The sequence below is a fragment of the Moheibacter sp. genome (genome assembly GCF_049672845.1).
Lineage (GTDB): Bacteria > Bacteroidota > Bacteroidia > Flavobacteriales > Weeksellaceae > Moheibacter.
Genome location: NZ_JBATWT010000023.1, coordinates 462,108 through 478,263 on the forward strand (window position 1 = coordinate 462,108; position 16,156 = coordinate 478,263).

Here is a 16,156-nt window from a genome sequence, read left to right on the forward strand (position 1 = left end):
GAGATTTTATGAGCAAGAACACTTATACGGCTGATAGTATTCAGGCGTTAGAGGGAATTGAGCACGTACGTATGCGTCCTTCGATGTATATCGGGGATGTGGGAGCGAGAGGTCTTCATCATTTGGTGTACGAAGTAGTGGACAACTCCATTGACGAGGCTTTGGCCGGTCATTGTGATACGATTTCCGTCACCATTCATGAAAACAATTCCATTACGGTAAGAGACAACGGACGGGGAATTCCTGTCGATATGCATAAAAAGGAAGGGAAATCTGCTTTGGAGGTCGTAATGACCAAAATCGGGGCGGGTGGTAAATTCGACAAAGACAGTTATAAAGTTTCCGGTGGTCTTCACGGTGTAGGTGTTTCCTGTGTGAACGCACTTTCCGTGGATATGATTACAAAAGTTTACCGGAACGGAAACATTTACCGTCAACATTATCAGAAAGGTCATGCCGTAACAGAAGTTGAAATCATCGGAACCAGTGACGAAAACGGTACAGAACAGTTTTTCCAGCCCGATAATACGATTTTCAACGAACTGGTTTATAATTATAATACATTGGCAAGCCGAATGAGAGAGCTTGCTTACTTAAACCGTGGTTTGACCATCATCATCACTGACGAGCGTGAACAAAATGAAGACGGAAGTTTCAAATCTGAGACTTTTCATTCAGTAGGTGGATTGAAGGAATTCGTTGAATTCATCGATGGAAACCGTGAGGCACTGATGCAGGAAGTGATCTATATGGAAGGTGAGCGTGATGATATCCCGGTAGAAGTTGCCATGCGTTACAATACTTCTTACAATGAAAACCTGCATTCCTATGTAAACAATATCAATACACACGAAGGAGGAACGCATCTGGCCGGATTCCGTCGTGCACTGACCAGAACTTTGAAGAAATATGCCGATGAGAATTTCAATTTGGCAAAAGAAAAAGTAGAAATTGTTGGAGACGACTTCCGTGAAGGTTTGACGGCAATTATTTCCGTAAAAGTAATGGAACCTCAGTTTGAGGGACAAACCAAAACCAAATTGGGGAATTCGGAAGTAAGTGGTGCGGTTGATAAAATCGTGGGCGAAATGCTGACGAATTATTTGGAAGAGCATCCGAATGAAGCCAAAATAATCGTTGAAAAAGTAATTCTTGCCGCGAAAGCAAGACAAGCCGCCAAAAAAGCCCGTGAGATGGTTCAACGTAAAAACCCGATGGGTGGAAGTGGACTTCCCGGGAAACTGGCAGATTGTTCTTCAAAAGATGCAGCTGAAAGTGAATTGTATCTGGTGGAGGGAGATTCTGCAGGTGGAACGGCCAAACAAGGACGTGATCGTCATTTCCAAGCAATTTTACCGTTGAGAGGAAAGATTCTGAACGTGGAAAAAGCCATGGCTCACAAAGTTTTTGAAAACGAAGAAATCAGAAATATTTATACCGCTTTGGGGGTAACTATTGGAACTGAAGAAGACAGCAAGGCGCTGAATATCGAAAAGTTGAGATATCATAAAATTGTGATTATGACGGATGCCGACGTGGATGGGAGCCACATTTCGACTTTGATTCTGACTTTCTTCTTCCGTTATATGAAAGAATTAATCGAGAACGGATATATCTACATTGCAGCGCCACCATTGTACATGGTGAAGAAAGGTTCGCGCCAACAATATGCATGGGGTGAGGCCGACCGTGAAAGAATCGTTCATGAATGGTCAGACGGAACCGGAAAAGGTGTTTCCATCCAGCGATACAAAGGTTTGGGAGAAATGAATGCCGAACAACTTTGGGAAACAACCATGAATCCCGAAAACCGTACACTTCGTCAGGTGACGATTGACAATGCAGCAGAAGCCGACCGTATTTTCTCCATGCTGATGGGCGATGATGTTCCACCAAGACGAGAATTCATAGAGAAAAATGCGATGTACGCAAAAATTGACGTATAATAATAGATTTACTTTATTTTGAAAATGCCCGAACTTGTTTCGGGCGTTTTTATTTTGAATTTAATTGGAATTATAATTTTGGTCAATTTTAATTTAGGAATTTTAAACTTCTGACTAATCGATTTGATTCAAAATTCATTGGACTCCAAAACACTATATAATTTGTGCAGTGGCAATCCCATCACATTGTAGTAACAACCTTGAATACGGAAAATCTTTGCAAAGCCAATCCACTCCTGAATTCCATACGCGCCTGCTTTGTCAAAAGGTTTGTAATTTTCAATGTAATAATTGATTTCATCTTCCGAAATGGGTGAAAAAGTAACTTGCGTAGTATCTGAAAAGGTTATGATATTCCGAATGGATTTAACGGTAACCGAAGTGAAAACTTCATGGGTTGAATCCGACAAAAGGGAAAGCATCTGAATTGCTTCTTCCTGATTTTTGGGTTTTCCTAAAATTTCATTTTCAAGCCAAACCAAAGTATCAGCGGTAATCAGAATTTCATCTGAATCCAATGGCCGGAAGGATTCCGATTTGGTTTTGGAGATGAATTCAGTGATTTCTTCCCGCACCAAATGTTCCGGAAAACTTTCATCTGCTTCGATTTTTACAATTTCGAAATCAATGTCAAGCCCTTTCAGAAGTTCCTGTCGCCGAGGCGATTGTGAAGCCAATAGAAATTTTTTGTCGGAATAAATTTCGCAAAGCATTTAATTATAAATATTAAGTGGATTAAATTTCAACTTAATTAGACCGAAGTAGTAGTATCGTCTTCGTCGTACCATTTTCCCTGAACTTTCATCGTTTGTTCGATGATGTCCCTGACACAGCCTTTTCCACCATCCAACAGAGAAATGTATTCCGAAATAACCCGAATGTCAGACACTGCATCATTCGGACAACAAGCGATTCCTACATCTTTCATCACATCCAGATCCGGAACGTCATCGCCCATATAGAGAATTTCTTCGGGTTTGAGATTATAACTGTACAAAATGTCCTGATAACTGTCCCATTTATCCCGAATTCCCAAATAAATATCGGTAACACCAAGGTATCTGAGACGAGCTTCCACCATTTTGTCCTGCCCTCCGGAAATAACAGCAATTCTGAAACCCTTTTTCAGTGCGAGTTGTATGGCATATCCGTCTTTTGTATGCATGGTTCTGACCATTTCGCCACTTGGAACCAGAATAACCGTTCCGTCTGTGAGTACGCCGTCCACATCAAAAAGAAAAGTGGTAATATTTTTTAATTTCTGTTTGTAACTAATCATTTCTGTAAGTTCTGACAATGGAGTCCGATAGTAATCTGTAAAGTTGCTGCAGTCTGGAATCTTCCAGAATTTCCAAATGTTTGTTGATGATGATTTCATCGCCGCGTCTGGCCGGACCTGTCTGGGCTTCAAAAGGTTCCAAATCCTGAACTTTCAGTGCGGTTTCTTCAATCAATGGGCGCAATACATCAAACGGTAAATCGGCTTCTTTGCAGATATCCTGAGCGATTTGGTACATGTGATTCACAAAATTACTTGCCCAAATGCCCGATAAATGCACTTTTAATCTTTTCGCACTATCGACCCGATGAACTTCATTTGAAATTTTATCGGCCAATTTAAAAAGCGCTTCTTCATCATCCTTATTTTCGGCTTCTACAAAAAACGGAACTTCTTCGTAACGAAGATTTTTTCGTTTGGTAAAGGTCTGAAACGGATAGAAAACACCTTTTCTATAATCACCTTTCAGTGCAGAAGTGCTAAGTGAACCCGAAGTATGCACCACCAATGTATCGTCAAAAGGAATGTAATGGGAAAGCTCTTCCACAGCTGAATCCGAAGCAGCGATGATGTAAAGATCAGCCTTTTCAAGTTCCGAAATTTTATCGGTATATTTTATATTGTTGGCTTCGCCCAATTCCTGGGCTTTGAAAAGCGTACGGTTAAAAATCTGCCTGACATTCACTGTATTTTGAATCAAGGCGCGTGTCAGATGGAAGGCTACATTTCCTGCTCCAATAATTACTACTGATCTCATGGAGAACAAATATATAAGATTTCAATTAATTGTTTATTTAGAATAAAAATGAATAGATAATTTTTTAAAATATTTTTTCATTGTGTGTAACAAAGTGAAAAACAAAATCGTCTTATAAGTAAAAATAGGGATAATTATTCTCTTCAATTATGTATAACAAAGTAGTATGTATAATATAAAATCATTTAAGATGAAAATTCAAAAATTAATTGCAGGCCTTGTTTTAGTATTTGCCATCATGTTTATGGTACACGAAAACAAATCAGATCTTACCGGGAAAATCCAGGATTATTCTGGACAAGGAATATTATTCAGCACGCTGGAAGTCTATAAAATGGGAGTGGAGAATCAATTTGTTTACAAAGTATTTACGGGATTGAATGGTGAATTTGAGCTTCCTAATTTAATTCCGGGCGAATATAAACTTGTAATCAAATCTCCCGGATTTGAAGACCGCGTCCAAATTGTCAGGCTGAATGGAAAAGACCGGGATTTAGGAGCCATTCAACTTGATGGAAATGTAATTACGCTCAGCCCGGCTATTATTTATGGTAAAGTCTGAGTGAAAATCCGTAAACAAAAACAAATATATGAGCTTAAGAAAAATTTATTTGATGTTGTTCCTTTTCAGTACCGTCTGGGTGTTTGGAAATGATGATAAAAGTGGACAGATCATTGGTGTGGTGCAGGATGGAGCCGGACATGGTTTGCCCTTCGTATCAGTAGAAATTTATACAAAAGGTGAAACGCAGGATTTGATTTCAGGCGGAATGACCGATGAAAATGGGAATTTCCAGATTGACGATGTTCCCTATGGCGAATACGAACTCGTGCTGATGGCTGTTGGTTTTGCCGATAAAGTTCAGGATATAAAAGTAAGTGCACCCAAAAACGATTTGGGAGTTATAAAGCTCGGTAACGATGTAGTGATGCTGGAAGGAGCCGAAATCCGAGCCGAAACTTCTCAATACCGCACCGAGATCGACAAACGAGTAGTAGATGTCGGTAAAGATTTGGTGAGTGCCGGTGCCGATGCTGCGGCGGTTTTGAACAATATTCCTTCGGTTAGTGTCGATCAGCAGACCGGGCAGCTTTCCCTTCGTGGAAACGAAAACGTGAAAGTGATGGTGGACGGCAAACCTTCCAATATTCCGGCAGCACAATTATTGAAACAACTGCCTTCCAACGCCATTGCCAAAGTGGAAATCATCACCAATCCTTCCGCAAAATATGAACCCGAAGGGAATTCTGGAATCATCAATATCATTACCCATAAAAACAAAAGACAAGGTTATAATGTAGGATTGGATTTGGGTTATACGCAAGGTGATAATTCACGCCACAATGGTTCGGTAAATGCCAATATCAACACGGGGAGTTTCAATTTCTTTGGAAATTACAATGCAAATCTAGGAAAAAACAGATTCCACGGAACCGTTACCAACTATGAAACTTTGCTTGATCAGTCTTTTGATGTGATTAATGACAATACTTCGCAGATTTTCAAAGTCGGATTTGACTGGTTCATAAGTGATAAAACCGCTTTGACACTGTACACCAGCCATTATTTCTACAAAGGAGAAGGTTATGGCTCTTCAAATGTTCTGGATAATTCAAACGGAATTTTTTATGAAAATCTGAATGTAAACGACGGTACTTACAACAACCACGATTACAGTCTGAATTTCAAACAGGATTTTGGCAAGGAGGATCATCATATTGTGTTGGATGCGATTTATTCAACTTCTGAAAACGACGATTTTCGGGATTATAACAATAGTTTTCCGGACTTGAACGCGCCGCATCTTTACAATGAAACAAGAGAAGGCGGCAACGACAATACCCGAATCAATCTGGATTATACCAATCAGATTGTAGACGGTGGAAAAATCGAAGCCGGACTTCAGTTCAGACAGGAAAAAACCGAGAGTAAGATGAATTCTACCCAAAATCTGAGTTACATCAACGATCAAGGCGAAATTGTTAATTATCAGCCCGATGTGAATTATGATTTCACGCGTGATATTTATTCGGCTTATGCCAATTACGGGCAGAAATTCGGGAAGTTTGCGATGCAATTGGGTGTAAGAGCTGAGCAGGTTGTGGAAGGTTCAAATTACAATGTAAATCCAACCGGAGCCGGGAAATTTGAAAATGATTATGTTGAATTTTATCCTTCGGCATTCTTGACGTACGACATCACCGAAAGAGGTCAGATTGCGTTGAATTACAGCCGCAGAGTGGATCGTCCCGGGGTCAATCAACTTACGCCGGTTCCTGAATGGAGCACGGTAACCATGCAAAGTTTGGGGAATCCAGAACTGAAACCGCAGTTTACGAATTCATATGAATTAGGTTATTTGCAAAGGTTTAAAGGCGGAAGTCTGAATGCCACTGTTTTTTATCGCAAAGTAAACGATATGATTTTTCGTTATCTGGAAACAGATGAAAACGATCCGCGGATTACCAATCAATTGTATATCAATTATGACGATTCGGAAAGTTATGGATTGGAGTTGAGCGCCAATTACAGACCGGCCAAATGGTGGAGTTTCAATTCGAGTTTTGATGTTTTTTCGAATAAATTTTATCTTGGAACGGAAGAATCAACCGGAACACCTTGGAACTTCCGAATCAATAATAATTTCAGTTTGTTGAAAAACTTGAGTTTGCAGAACTTCTTTATGTACAGAGGGAAATTCAAATTTGTACAGGGAGAAATGCAGCCGATGTGGCGAATGGATTTAGGTGCCCGTTATACGTTTATGGACGGGAAAGCGACATTGAGTGCGAGAGTGAGCGATATTTTCAAAACTTTCAAAGCGGAAGTGCATTTGGATAATCCTACGCCGGGAATCGGGAAGTTTCATTGGGAAAGTCATACACTATATGTTGGGTTTTCTTATAATTTCGGAGGCGATGTGCGCAAACGAAACATTCAGCAGGAGTCTCATCAGCAGGCGCCCGGCGGTGGAATTGGATTTTAATACAAGTTTCATTTTTTATAATTTTTTATCACAAGAGAAATCCTTTCGGTTGCGACCGGAGGGATTTTTTGTGAATTTTGAATTGTTTATGAAACCCATAGCCCCGATAGTAGCGGATATCCTTTTTTGTGAGGAACGAGCAAAAAAGATAGTAGCGGATAGCGGGAAAAAGCTCCAAAAAAAACATAAAAACTTGAATCTGAAAACAATCATAGTCTGAAATCAGATAGTTTGGGATGAATTAATTATATTTACAACCCTAAAATTAATTTAAAAAATCACACATATCATGAAAGTAACTGTTGTAGGAGCAGGAGCAGTAGGCGCAAGTTGTGCCGAATATATTGCAATGAAAAATTTCGCTTCAGAAGTCGTTTTGGTGGATATCAAAGAAGGATTTGCCGAGGGGAAAGCCATGGATTTGATGCAGACTGCTTCGTTGAACGGATTTGATACAAAAATCAGCGGAACGACCGGAGATTATTCCAAAACAGCCGGTTCAAAAGTAGCCGTAATTACTTCGGGAATTCCAAGAAAACCGGGAATGACACGCGAAGAATTGATCGGTATCAATGCCGGAATTGTAAAAGATGTAACCGAAAATTTGATCAAACATTCGCCTGATGTAATCATCATTGTGGTTTCCAATCCGATGGATACGATGGCATATTTGGTGCATAAAACTTCGGGATTGCCAAAGGAAAGAATCATCGGAATGGGTGGAGCTCTGGATTCGGCTCGTTTCAAATATCGTTTAGCGGAAGCACTTGACTGTCCGATTTCTGATGTGGACGGAATGGTCATCGCGGCGCATTCTGACACGGGAATGGTTCCTTTGATTTCAAAAGCAACGAGAAACGGAGTTCCGGTTTCTGAATTTTTGAATGAAGAGCAACAAAATTATGTAGTGGAAGAAACCAAAGTCGGTGGGGCAACCCTGACCAAACTTTTGGGAACTTCGGCTTGGTATGCACCGGGTGCGGCAGTTTCGGTTTTGGTTCAGTCGATTTTATGTGACCAGAAAAAGATGATTCCTTGTTCGTTGATGTTGAATGGCGAATACGGAGAATCTGATATTTGTTTAGGCGTTCCGGCGATCATCGGGAAAAACGGTGTAGAAAAAATCGTGGATATTACGCTTACCGATGCTGAAAAAGAAAAGTTTGCAACGGCTGCCCAAGCAGTTCGTGAGGTGAACGGCGATTTGAAATTTTAAATTCAATTAAAAATAATAAATTTGGCGGTGGCTGTCCGGATTCGGAGTCACCGTTTTTTATTTCTGCATTATGAAAAGACCCGAATATGTAACCGATCTAAGGTTGAGACATTTTATATCCGAAGCTTTTAAAGAAGATGTAGGCGATGGTGACCATTCGACTTTGGGCAGTGTGCCGGAACATCTTCAGGAAGAAGCCGAATTATTGGTCAAGGAAGATTGTGTTTTGGCCGGAGTGGAACTTGCCATTGAAATTTTCAAGTTTTTCGATTCCAAACTTCAGGTTGAAGTATTAATGCAGGATGGTCAACAAGCCTTGAAAGGAGATATTGCGATGAAAGTGAAAGGCTCGGCACGTTCGATTTTAACATCGGAGCGTTTGGTGTTGAATTGTATGCAAAGAATGAGCGGAATTGCGACACTTGCCCACCAAATGGTAAAAGCTGTGGAAGGAACCGGCGTGCGAATTCTGGATACTCGAAAAACGACTCCGAATTTCAGGATGTGTGAGAAATGGGCCGTTTACATTGGAGGCGCATATAATCATCGTTATGGGCTTTATGATATGGTGATGTTGAAAGACAATCATAATGATTATGCGGGTGGGATTACCCAAGCGGTGGAATCGGTGAGTAAATATTTGGATCATTATTATACCCATTTAAAAATAGAAGTCGAAACCCGTAATCTGGATGAGGTAAAAGAAGCATTGGCTACCAATCTTGTTGATGTCATTATGTTGGACAATATGAGTTACGACGAGATGCGTGAGGCGGTAAAATTTATCAATGGCAGATGTAAAACCGAAGCTTCGGGTGGAATTACGCTCGAAACCATCCGACAAGTAGCCGAAACAGGAGTAGATTATATTTCATCAGGCGCCATCATCCATTCTGCTGCCAATAAGGATTTGAGCTTAAAAGCCGTCAGATAAATGATTTATTTCATATAAAAAGTTGAAATCAAGTTAATAAAATTAACAGACAGTTAACAATTATAATAAGAACTGTTCGCAACTTTGCCCCGTAATTATAAAACATTATTGTTATGAGGCAAAACTCTACTTTTTTAAAGGCAGCATTCCTGTTTATGATAGGCGGCGCTACTTTAACTTATGCACAGGTAGATCCTGAAGTTCAGGATTCTATCGTCGATTCAACAGAATTGGACGATGATATCTTACTTACCGAAACGGTAATCGTCGGTAAAGGAATTATCGACCTTGAGGAGGACAGAAAAACTCCGGTAGCGGTTTCGACTATTACGAAACAAGAAATTCAGGACAAAGCAGTTGGAAATGTTGAGTTTCCAGAAATTCTGAAAAACACTCCATCTGTATACGTTGCAGGTCAATCAGGTGGATTTGGGGATTCCAAAATGTTTTTACGTGGATTTGATCAGTCCAACACCGCTTACTTATTGAACGGTCAGCCGATTAACGGTATGGAAGACGGTAATATGTATTGGTCTAACTGGAGCTCTATGACTGACGTTGCCAACGTAATCCAGATTCAAAGAGGTTTGGGTTCTTCTAAATTGGCGATTTCTTCTGTGGGTGGTACGGTGAACATCGTAACCAAAGCGACAGAAAAACAACAAGGTGGTATGGCGCGTTTCGTAATGGGTAACGATAGTTATTTCAAAGGAACAGTTGCTTATGACACTGGTCTGAAAGGTAAATGGGGATTCTCTATGTTGCTTGACTATTGGCAAGGGCACAGAAAATTTGCAAGAGGAACAGCAGGTCAGGGACAGAGTTATTTCTTCTCAGTTGGATACCAGCCAACAGATCGTCACAACTTGAACTTGATGATTTTTGGTGCGCCACAGTGGCATGATCAGAATTATTCTACAAAATCTCCTTCTCAGTGGGATCGTGGAGCTGAAGGTGGATTTGGTAAAAAATACAACAATACTTACGGGTTTCTTGATGGTGAAGCACTTAACTTCAGAAGAAACTATTACCATAAACCAGTTGCTAACTTGAACTGGGACTGGACGATCAACAATGATTTGTCTTTGTCTACAGTGGTTTACGCTTCTTTGGGTAGAGGTGGAGGAACCGGAAACTTGGGTAGCTCAAGCAATACTACAAATTTGTTGAATGATAGTGGAGAGATAGATTTCGATCAGATTTATGCCAATAACCTTGCTGACGATGACGGAATCGGTAACAATGGTGGCGGATTTAAAAACGGAGCTATCAGAGCTTCTGTAAACAACCACTTCTGGTATGGTGCTGTAACAAATTTGAACTACGATATCAACGAATATTTTACTTTCAACGTTGGAGCTGACTTACGTTTCTACAAAGGAGATCACTACAGACAAGTGGTAAACTATTTAGGATTGAACGGATGGCAGGATACAAGATCATATGATGGTGCAAGTTCGCATATCGTAACGGAAGCTTTTGAAGCTGATCCTTGGAGTGCTTTGTTCAACAGCGCAAGCGAAGACCAAAGAGTAGCTTATGACAACTCTGAAAAAATCAACTATCAGGGTGGATTTGGTCAGTTTGAATTTGCAATGGGAGGTTTCTCTGCATTTGTTCAGGGAGCGGTTTCCAACCAATCTTATGTGAAATTGGACAGATGGAATTATGCAACAGAAGCAGAGTCTGAGAAAGTAAATAAAATCGGATATAACATCAAAGGAGGTTTGGCTTATCAGTTCAACAGCGAACATACTGTATTTGGTAACGCAGGATTCTACTCACGTCAGCCATTCTTGGATAATATCTTTGTTCCTAACACAGTTGATTTGTATGAGCCGGAGGTGGACAACGAGGAAATCACTGGATTTGAAGTTGGATACCGTTATAACACAAGAGCTTTGAAAATTAATGTGAACTTGTATCATACAGAATGGGCGAACCGTTTTGAAACCAGAGCATCTGAAAAAGGTCCTGATTATACCAATATATTCCCAAATGTAACACAAGTACATAAAGGTGTTGAAGTTGACTTCATGGCTAAATTATCCAGAAAATGGACTTTAAGAGGTTATGCTTCTTACGGTGACTGGCAATATGATGGAATATCCAGAATAATGGAAAGAGACAACGAAACTTTCCAATTGACTGAATTAGGTGAAAGAGATTTGTCTGGTGCCAGAGTGGCGGAAGCAGCTCAGTTTACTTTTGGTTGGGGAACTCAGTTTGAAGTATGCAGAGGCCTTTCTTTTGACTTAGATATGAACTACTATGCAAGTATGTTTGCGGTTGTGGATCCCATCACATTTGATGCTGCTGTAGATAAGCAAGACGAAGTTGCTCCGTTTGCATTGTTTGATGCAGGTGTAACTTACGAATTGAGATTCGGTAAGCAATCTGTACGTTTGAGAGGTAACGTTAAAAACCTTGCCAACACGCAATACATCATCACTAAAGATGCATTCGGATACGGATGGGGAATCGGGAGAACTGTTAACGCAGGAATCCAGTTCAATTTCTAATTTAGTATCATTATAAAATACAGAAAGTCGCTCAGTCCTGAGCGGCTTTTTTTATTTTTGTGTAGCAATCAAAAAGCAATTCTTATGTACAAGTTTTTACAAAATTTTCACAGCGGTTGGGCCTATCTGACCTTGCTGGCTGGCGTTTTATTTTTTGTGATGATTGGCTATTATGCCATCAACAAAAAAGCAAGAAATAATTTCATTACCAAACTGAGCTTCTTTACCACACTGACTTTTCACATTCAACTCATCATCGGAGTACTTTTGTACTTTGTTTCACCCTATGCGCAATGGTCGGGGGACACCATGAAAGATCCTACCAATCGACTTTACGCGATGGAACATCCGCTGATGATGTTTGCTGCAGTCGTGTTGATTACAGTAGCCAATTCAAAACTTAAGAAATCGGAAACCGTAAAAATGGCACCCGCAATTCTGGCACTTTTGGCTCTGGCCTGTGTTGTTTCAAGAATTCCTTGGGATGCCTGGTTGGGTTAAACTTTTTATAAAATCAACAAAGCCATGTCGGTTCAACCGAGATGGCTTTTTCTTTTCTTCTAAAATAAATTACTTCGTAAAATGAAGTGTGTATTTATTGTTTTTATAACTGTGTAAATCCGCTTTCAAAGAACCCACCGTAAGTTCTGCTTTGATCTGAATCGGAATATGGTTTTTGTCATCACTAACCCACATGGTTACACTTTCTGACTCCTTAAAAACACGTCCGGACTGTACATAAGGACGGATTTTGATGGTTTTGATTTTTCCGAATCGGGTATTCATCGTTTCTCTTCCCAAAATCTTTAGCCTGAAACGGTAAGTATCATCGGTCATAAAAATATTCAGGTTGATGAAATCCCCTGTTTTTAAGTTGTCGGTATCATAACTTCTTAAATAATAAAAAGCCGACAACAGATCCTGAACGTTGCCTTCAAATTCTTTATAAGAGATTTTCTGTTCTTTTCTGTCATTGATTCTCACAACTTTCTTATCATGGTCAAATGTGAAAATCTGATCGCGCGTATATCCGCCTTCACTGATGTTTCTGATGAATTTTGAAGGTTTATTTGTTTCCTGATCAAAGAAACTCTCATATCGGTCATCCACCTTGTAAAAAGCCCTTACAGCGCCTGAAGAAGAGCCTTCGCCTATAACGTGAAAATGGGGTCTGCCATCGTGTGTGGTAGATTTAATTTCAAGTGAAGCAAAACCGGCGTTCAATAATCCATAATGAATTCGGTATTGAAGGTATTCTCCGCTCTTAAAATTATGCGAACTGCTTCCCATAAAGGACATAAGCGTAACAGAAACAATCAGAAACAAGAAAATTTTCTTCATTGAGTTGGTTTTGCGCTTATTTAAACAAACAGTTTGCCAAAATCCGGAGTTTTGTGAGAGGTGTTGATTTTTAACTAATTGTAGGCGTTACAGAATCGAGATTAATCACTTTGCTGATCTCTGGCGCATACTTTTTAATGGTCATTTCCACTCCCGATTTCAAAGTCATCTGGTTGATAGTGCAGTAAGTGCAAGTTCCTGTAAGTCTGACATTTACCACGTCGTTTTCAACTGAAACCAACTCTATGTCGCCGCCATCATTGTTCAAAAAAGGACGAATCTCTGCCAGAGCGCTTTCAATTCTTTGGATTAAATTTTCATTTTCCATACTTACAAAGTTAATTATTTTTTAACTGCCGAACAACCGGCCATTGTGGTGATTCTCACGGCTTCAGTGGGAGGAAGTGTATCATTTCTTTCCACCAGACTTACAATCATATTCTGAGTAATCTTCTCATAATTATTCGAAACAGGAGTGTTGTCCTGCAATGCTGCCGGACGACCGACATCCGCCGCTTCTCGAATGCTTTGAACCAAAGGAATTTCTCCTAAAAATGGAACGTCTAATTTTTCCGAAAGGTTTTTCGCACCATTTTGTCCAAAAATATAATATTTATTTTCAGGTAATTCAGCCGGTGTGAAATACGCCATGTTTTCAATGATTCCCAGTACCGGAACATTGATCGCTTCCATTTTGAACATCGCAACGCCTTTTCTCGCATCAGCCAAAGCGATGTTTTGCGGTGTACTCACAATTACAGCACCCGTAATTGGAATTTGCTGAACGATGGACAGGTGAATATCACCAGTTCCCGGAGGTAAATCTATCAGTAGAAAATCAAGCTCGCCCCAATGTGCGTCGCGGATCATTTGATTCAAAGCTTTGGCCGCCATGGGACCTCTCCAAACCACTGCTTGGTCGGTTCCGGCAAAAAATCCGATGGATAATAACTTAATCCCATAACTTTCAATCGGTTTCATTTTGGACTTTCCATCCACTTGAACCGAGTGCGGTTGAGCGCCTTCCACATCAAACATCGTAGGCATAGAAGGACCGTAAATATCCGCATCCAAAAGCCCGACTTTGAAGCCCATCTTTTGTAGACTAATCGCGAGATTAGCAGAAACAGTTGATTTTCCAACGCCACCTTTTCCTGATGAAATAGCTACAATATTTTTCACCCCCGGAATTTCGTTTCCTTTGATTTCGGGTAACTTTTCTTTCGTTTCAACTAATATATTTAATTTCAAGTTGGCTTGGGGAAGCTGTTCTGCAAATGCTGCTTTTAACGCCTGTTCCAAACGTTTTCGTTCATGCATCGCCGGCGAATGAGAAACAATGTCTAGGATGATTTCATCACCTATTACCTGAATGTTTTTCATCCATTTCTCAACTCCAAGTTCTTCCAGTAAACCAATGGCTTGATTTTTCAGATTGCTCATTTCTTTTAAATTAAACTACAAATTTACGGATTTAAAGGTGGTTTAAAAAATGGTGGATGATGATTTTCATTATGAAGTTCTTTATTGTGTCGAATGTTTTTTAATTTTGACAATTAATAAGTTAACCTATGGAAAAGCATTTTGAAGATTTGGCTCAAATCCGTCAGCACTTTATTGATTACTTACTCAATTATGACCTAAAACGCCTGACTTTTATTCCCATGGGTTTTAAAAATCACATTTTTTGGAATTGTGCCCATGCGCTCGTTACGCAACAATTGATGACCTATTATCTTTCTGATAATGAAATGCTGGTGGAAAATGATTGGGTGATGCGTTTCAAAAAAGGAACTTTTGGTGATCAGAATGTATCCGAAGATGATGTGCGAACGCTGATTAAGCTTCTCCAATCAACACAAGTCAGACTTAGAAAAGATTATTTTGCCGAAAACCTATCCTATTATCGTCCGTATCAAACCAGTTTTGGAATTCATCTGGAAACCATTGAAGACGCCATTCGTTTCAATAATCTGCATGAATCCCTTCATTTGGGTTATGTGATGGCGTTGAGTAAAAATATTCTGTAAAAAAGAAAGCCCTGACTTAATCAGGACTTTCAATATAAAACATTAAAGTGGTTCGTATTCAAATGTCGGATAGCCGCGCATATTGTTTTCATCTAACATACTTAGAAAACGGATTTTATAAAGAACTCCGTCTGGATCTTTTAAAACATAGAATCGATCACCATGGACAACAGGAGTAGAAGTAGTCCCGGAAACAGTAGAACGCCAAGTTCCGCCTATGTTTCGGTGATCATCTGAAGTAAACAGCGATTCGTCCACATCGTTTTTAGTGAAATTATTATAATCAGCTTCCAACGTAAGAGCCGTGGTTGTAATTTGATACGTTTTTACGCCATCTTGGGTATTGGTTAAAATAAAATCGGGGAAAGTATAGGTTCCAAATCCTTCAATCACATTGTTAAAAATGGTAAAACAGAAATCCCAGTTTTTCTTTTCGGGTTGAATTTGAGCTAAACTTTCTGTATTGAAACTAAAGAATGAAAAATTATGGGAATCATTTTTTTCCACAATGAATTCAGAATGAGTGCTGGCATCCAGATCAGCATATTGAATTTTATAAGCATTTGCGCCTTCTCTTAAAATTCGGACTTTTTTATATCCGCGCGCCTCTCCAATTGTATAGACAGAATAGGGCGGAATGTCATTTCCCTGATAGGTATCATAACCAAGTTTAATCAGATAAACTTTGTTTTCATTTGTATCAAGACTGATTGCATCGATCGCAGTTCCGTTTTCTCCAAGGAAATTTCCACTTACATCATCAATGTATTCTTCAGACCAACCGGCGGCAGGATCCAAAATATTGACAAGCGAAGAAAAATCACTTTGCCCGACTGCGTCAATATCATTTGATTCAATGGCTGCGGCAGCCATCAGAATGGAATTGTTCAGGATAACACGGAATTCATTTCCGTTGTAAAAACCCAAGTCCCAATTGGTGCGCAATGTAGAAGTAGAGGGATTGTCAGGATTGGATAAATCAATCCAAACTTGATTGGGTTGGGCAGCTCCGCCTACTTCCGGGGCTACAGTTGCGCCTTCGAGTGGTGGTATAAGGATGTTTTCGTCGTCTTCTTTCAAACAAGAAGTAGTGATAAAAAGAATTCCGGCTGTTAGTGTTAAAAATATGTTTTTCATTATTTAA

Annotated in this window: 15 protein-coding genes; 8 read left to right on the forward strand and 7 right to left on the reverse strand. The window is 39.8% G+C overall.

What is annotated here, in order from left to right; all coding sequences use genetic code 11:
- The first annotated feature begins 8 nt into the window (after positions 1–8).
- Positions 9–1,946, forward strand: coding sequence for a DNA topoisomerase (ATP-hydrolyzing) subunit B (gene gyrB, locus WBF63_RS09810; RefSeq protein ID WP_424369538.1), 1,938 nt, complete (start codon positions 9–11; stop codon positions 1,944–1,946).
- A gap of 128 nt (positions 1,947–2,074) precedes the next feature.
- Here the strand turns inward: gyrB and WBF63_RS09815 are convergent, their stop codons facing one another.
- From WBF63_RS09815 to WBF63_RS09825, 3 genes are read right to left on the reverse strand one after another with little or no spacing between them, the layout of a single operon-like run.
- Complete coding sequence (locus tag WBF63_RS09815; RefSeq protein WP_424369539.1) at positions 2,075–2,659, reverse strand: Maf family nucleotide pyrophosphatase; 585 nt, start codon at positions 2,657–2,659, stop codon at positions 2,075–2,077.
- 38 nt (positions 2,660–2,697) lie between these two features.
- Positions 2,698–3,225: a KdsC family phosphatase gene (locus WBF63_RS09820; RefSeq protein WP_424369540.1), complete on the reverse strand. Its 528-nt coding sequence runs from the start codon at positions 3,223–3,225 to the stop codon at positions 2,698–2,700.
- Positions 3,218–3,982: a Rossmann-like and DUF2520 domain-containing protein gene (locus tag WBF63_RS09825; RefSeq protein ID WP_424369541.1), complete on the reverse strand. Its 765-nt coding sequence runs from the start codon at positions 3,980–3,982 to the stop codon at positions 3,218–3,220. Before WBF63_RS09825 ends, WBF63_RS09820 begins: the two co-directional genes overlap by 8 nt.
- A gap of 190 nt (positions 3,983–4,172) precedes the next feature.
- Here WBF63_RS09825 and WBF63_RS09830 point away from each other — a divergent pair, with 190 nt between their 5' ends.
- From WBF63_RS09830 to WBF63_RS09855, 6 genes are all read left to right on the forward strand, one after another.
- Positions 4,173–4,544, forward strand: coding sequence for a carboxypeptidase-like regulatory domain-containing protein (locus WBF63_RS09830; protein WP_424369542.1), 372 nt, complete (start codon positions 4,173–4,175; stop codon positions 4,542–4,544).
- Between the two features lie 28 nt (positions 4,545–4,572).
- Positions 4,573–6,969 carry a TonB-dependent receptor domain-containing protein gene (locus WBF63_RS09835; protein ID WP_424369543.1) on the forward strand — a complete coding sequence of 799 codons (2,397 nt, stop codon included), beginning with the start codon at positions 4,573–4,575 and terminating at the stop codon, positions 6,967–6,969.
- Between the two features lie 289 nt (positions 6,970–7,258).
- Positions 7,259–8,185 carry a malate dehydrogenase gene (locus tag WBF63_RS09840; RefSeq protein ID WP_424369544.1) on the forward strand — a complete coding sequence of 309 codons (927 nt, stop codon included), beginning with the start codon at positions 7,259–7,261 and terminating at the stop codon, positions 8,183–8,185.
- Between the two features lie 70 nt (positions 8,186–8,255).
- Positions 8,256–9,119 (forward strand): carboxylating nicotinate-nucleotide diphosphorylase, encoded by an 864-nt coding sequence (gene nadC, locus WBF63_RS09845; protein ID WP_424369545.1) that lies wholly within the window; start codon positions 8,256–8,258, stop codon positions 9,117–9,119.
- A gap of 113 nt (positions 9,120–9,232) precedes the next feature.
- Positions 9,233–11,641 carry a TonB-dependent receptor gene (locus WBF63_RS09850; RefSeq protein WP_424369546.1) on the forward strand — a complete coding sequence of 803 codons (2,409 nt, stop codon included), beginning with the start codon at positions 9,233–9,235 and terminating at the stop codon, positions 11,639–11,641.
- Between the two features lie 84 nt (positions 11,642–11,725).
- Entirely contained in the window at positions 11,726–12,142 is a 417-nt protein-coding gene (locus tag WBF63_RS09855) for a hypothetical protein (protein WP_424369547.1), read from the forward strand.
- 69 nt (positions 12,143–12,211) lie between these two features.
- Here the strand turns inward: WBF63_RS09855 and WBF63_RS09860 are convergent, their stop codons facing one another.
- The 3 genes from WBF63_RS09860 to WBF63_RS09870 form a co-directional block, all read right to left on the reverse strand.
- Positions 12,212–12,982, reverse strand: coding sequence for a DUF3108 domain-containing protein (locus WBF63_RS09860; RefSeq protein WP_424369548.1), 771 nt, complete (start codon positions 12,980–12,982; stop codon positions 12,212–12,214).
- Between the two features lie 70 nt (positions 12,983–13,052).
- Positions 13,053–13,310, reverse strand: a complete 258-nt coding sequence (locus WBF63_RS09865) for a NifU family protein (RefSeq protein ID WP_424369549.1) — start codon at positions 13,308–13,310, stop codon at positions 13,053–13,055.
- A gap of 14 nt (positions 13,311–13,324) precedes the next feature.
- Positions 13,325–14,425: an Mrp/NBP35 family ATP-binding protein gene (locus WBF63_RS09870; protein WP_424369550.1), complete on the reverse strand. Its 1,101-nt coding sequence runs from the start codon at positions 14,423–14,425 to the stop codon at positions 13,325–13,327.
- A gap of 128 nt (positions 14,426–14,553) precedes the next feature.
- On the opposite strand from WBF63_RS09870, the gene WBF63_RS09875 reads away from it, so the two are divergent.
- Entirely contained in the window at positions 14,554–15,012 is a 459-nt protein-coding gene (locus WBF63_RS09875) for a DinB family protein (RefSeq protein WP_424369551.1), read from the forward strand.
- Positions 15,013–15,054: 42 nt separating this feature from the next.
- Here the strand turns inward: WBF63_RS09875 and WBF63_RS09880 are convergent, their stop codons facing one another.
- Positions 15,055–16,149 carry an HmuY family protein gene (locus WBF63_RS09880; RefSeq protein WP_424369552.1) on the reverse strand — a complete coding sequence of 365 codons (1,095 nt, stop codon included), beginning with the start codon at positions 16,147–16,149 and terminating at the stop codon, positions 15,055–15,057.
- Positions 16,150–16,156 lie beyond the last annotated feature (7 nt).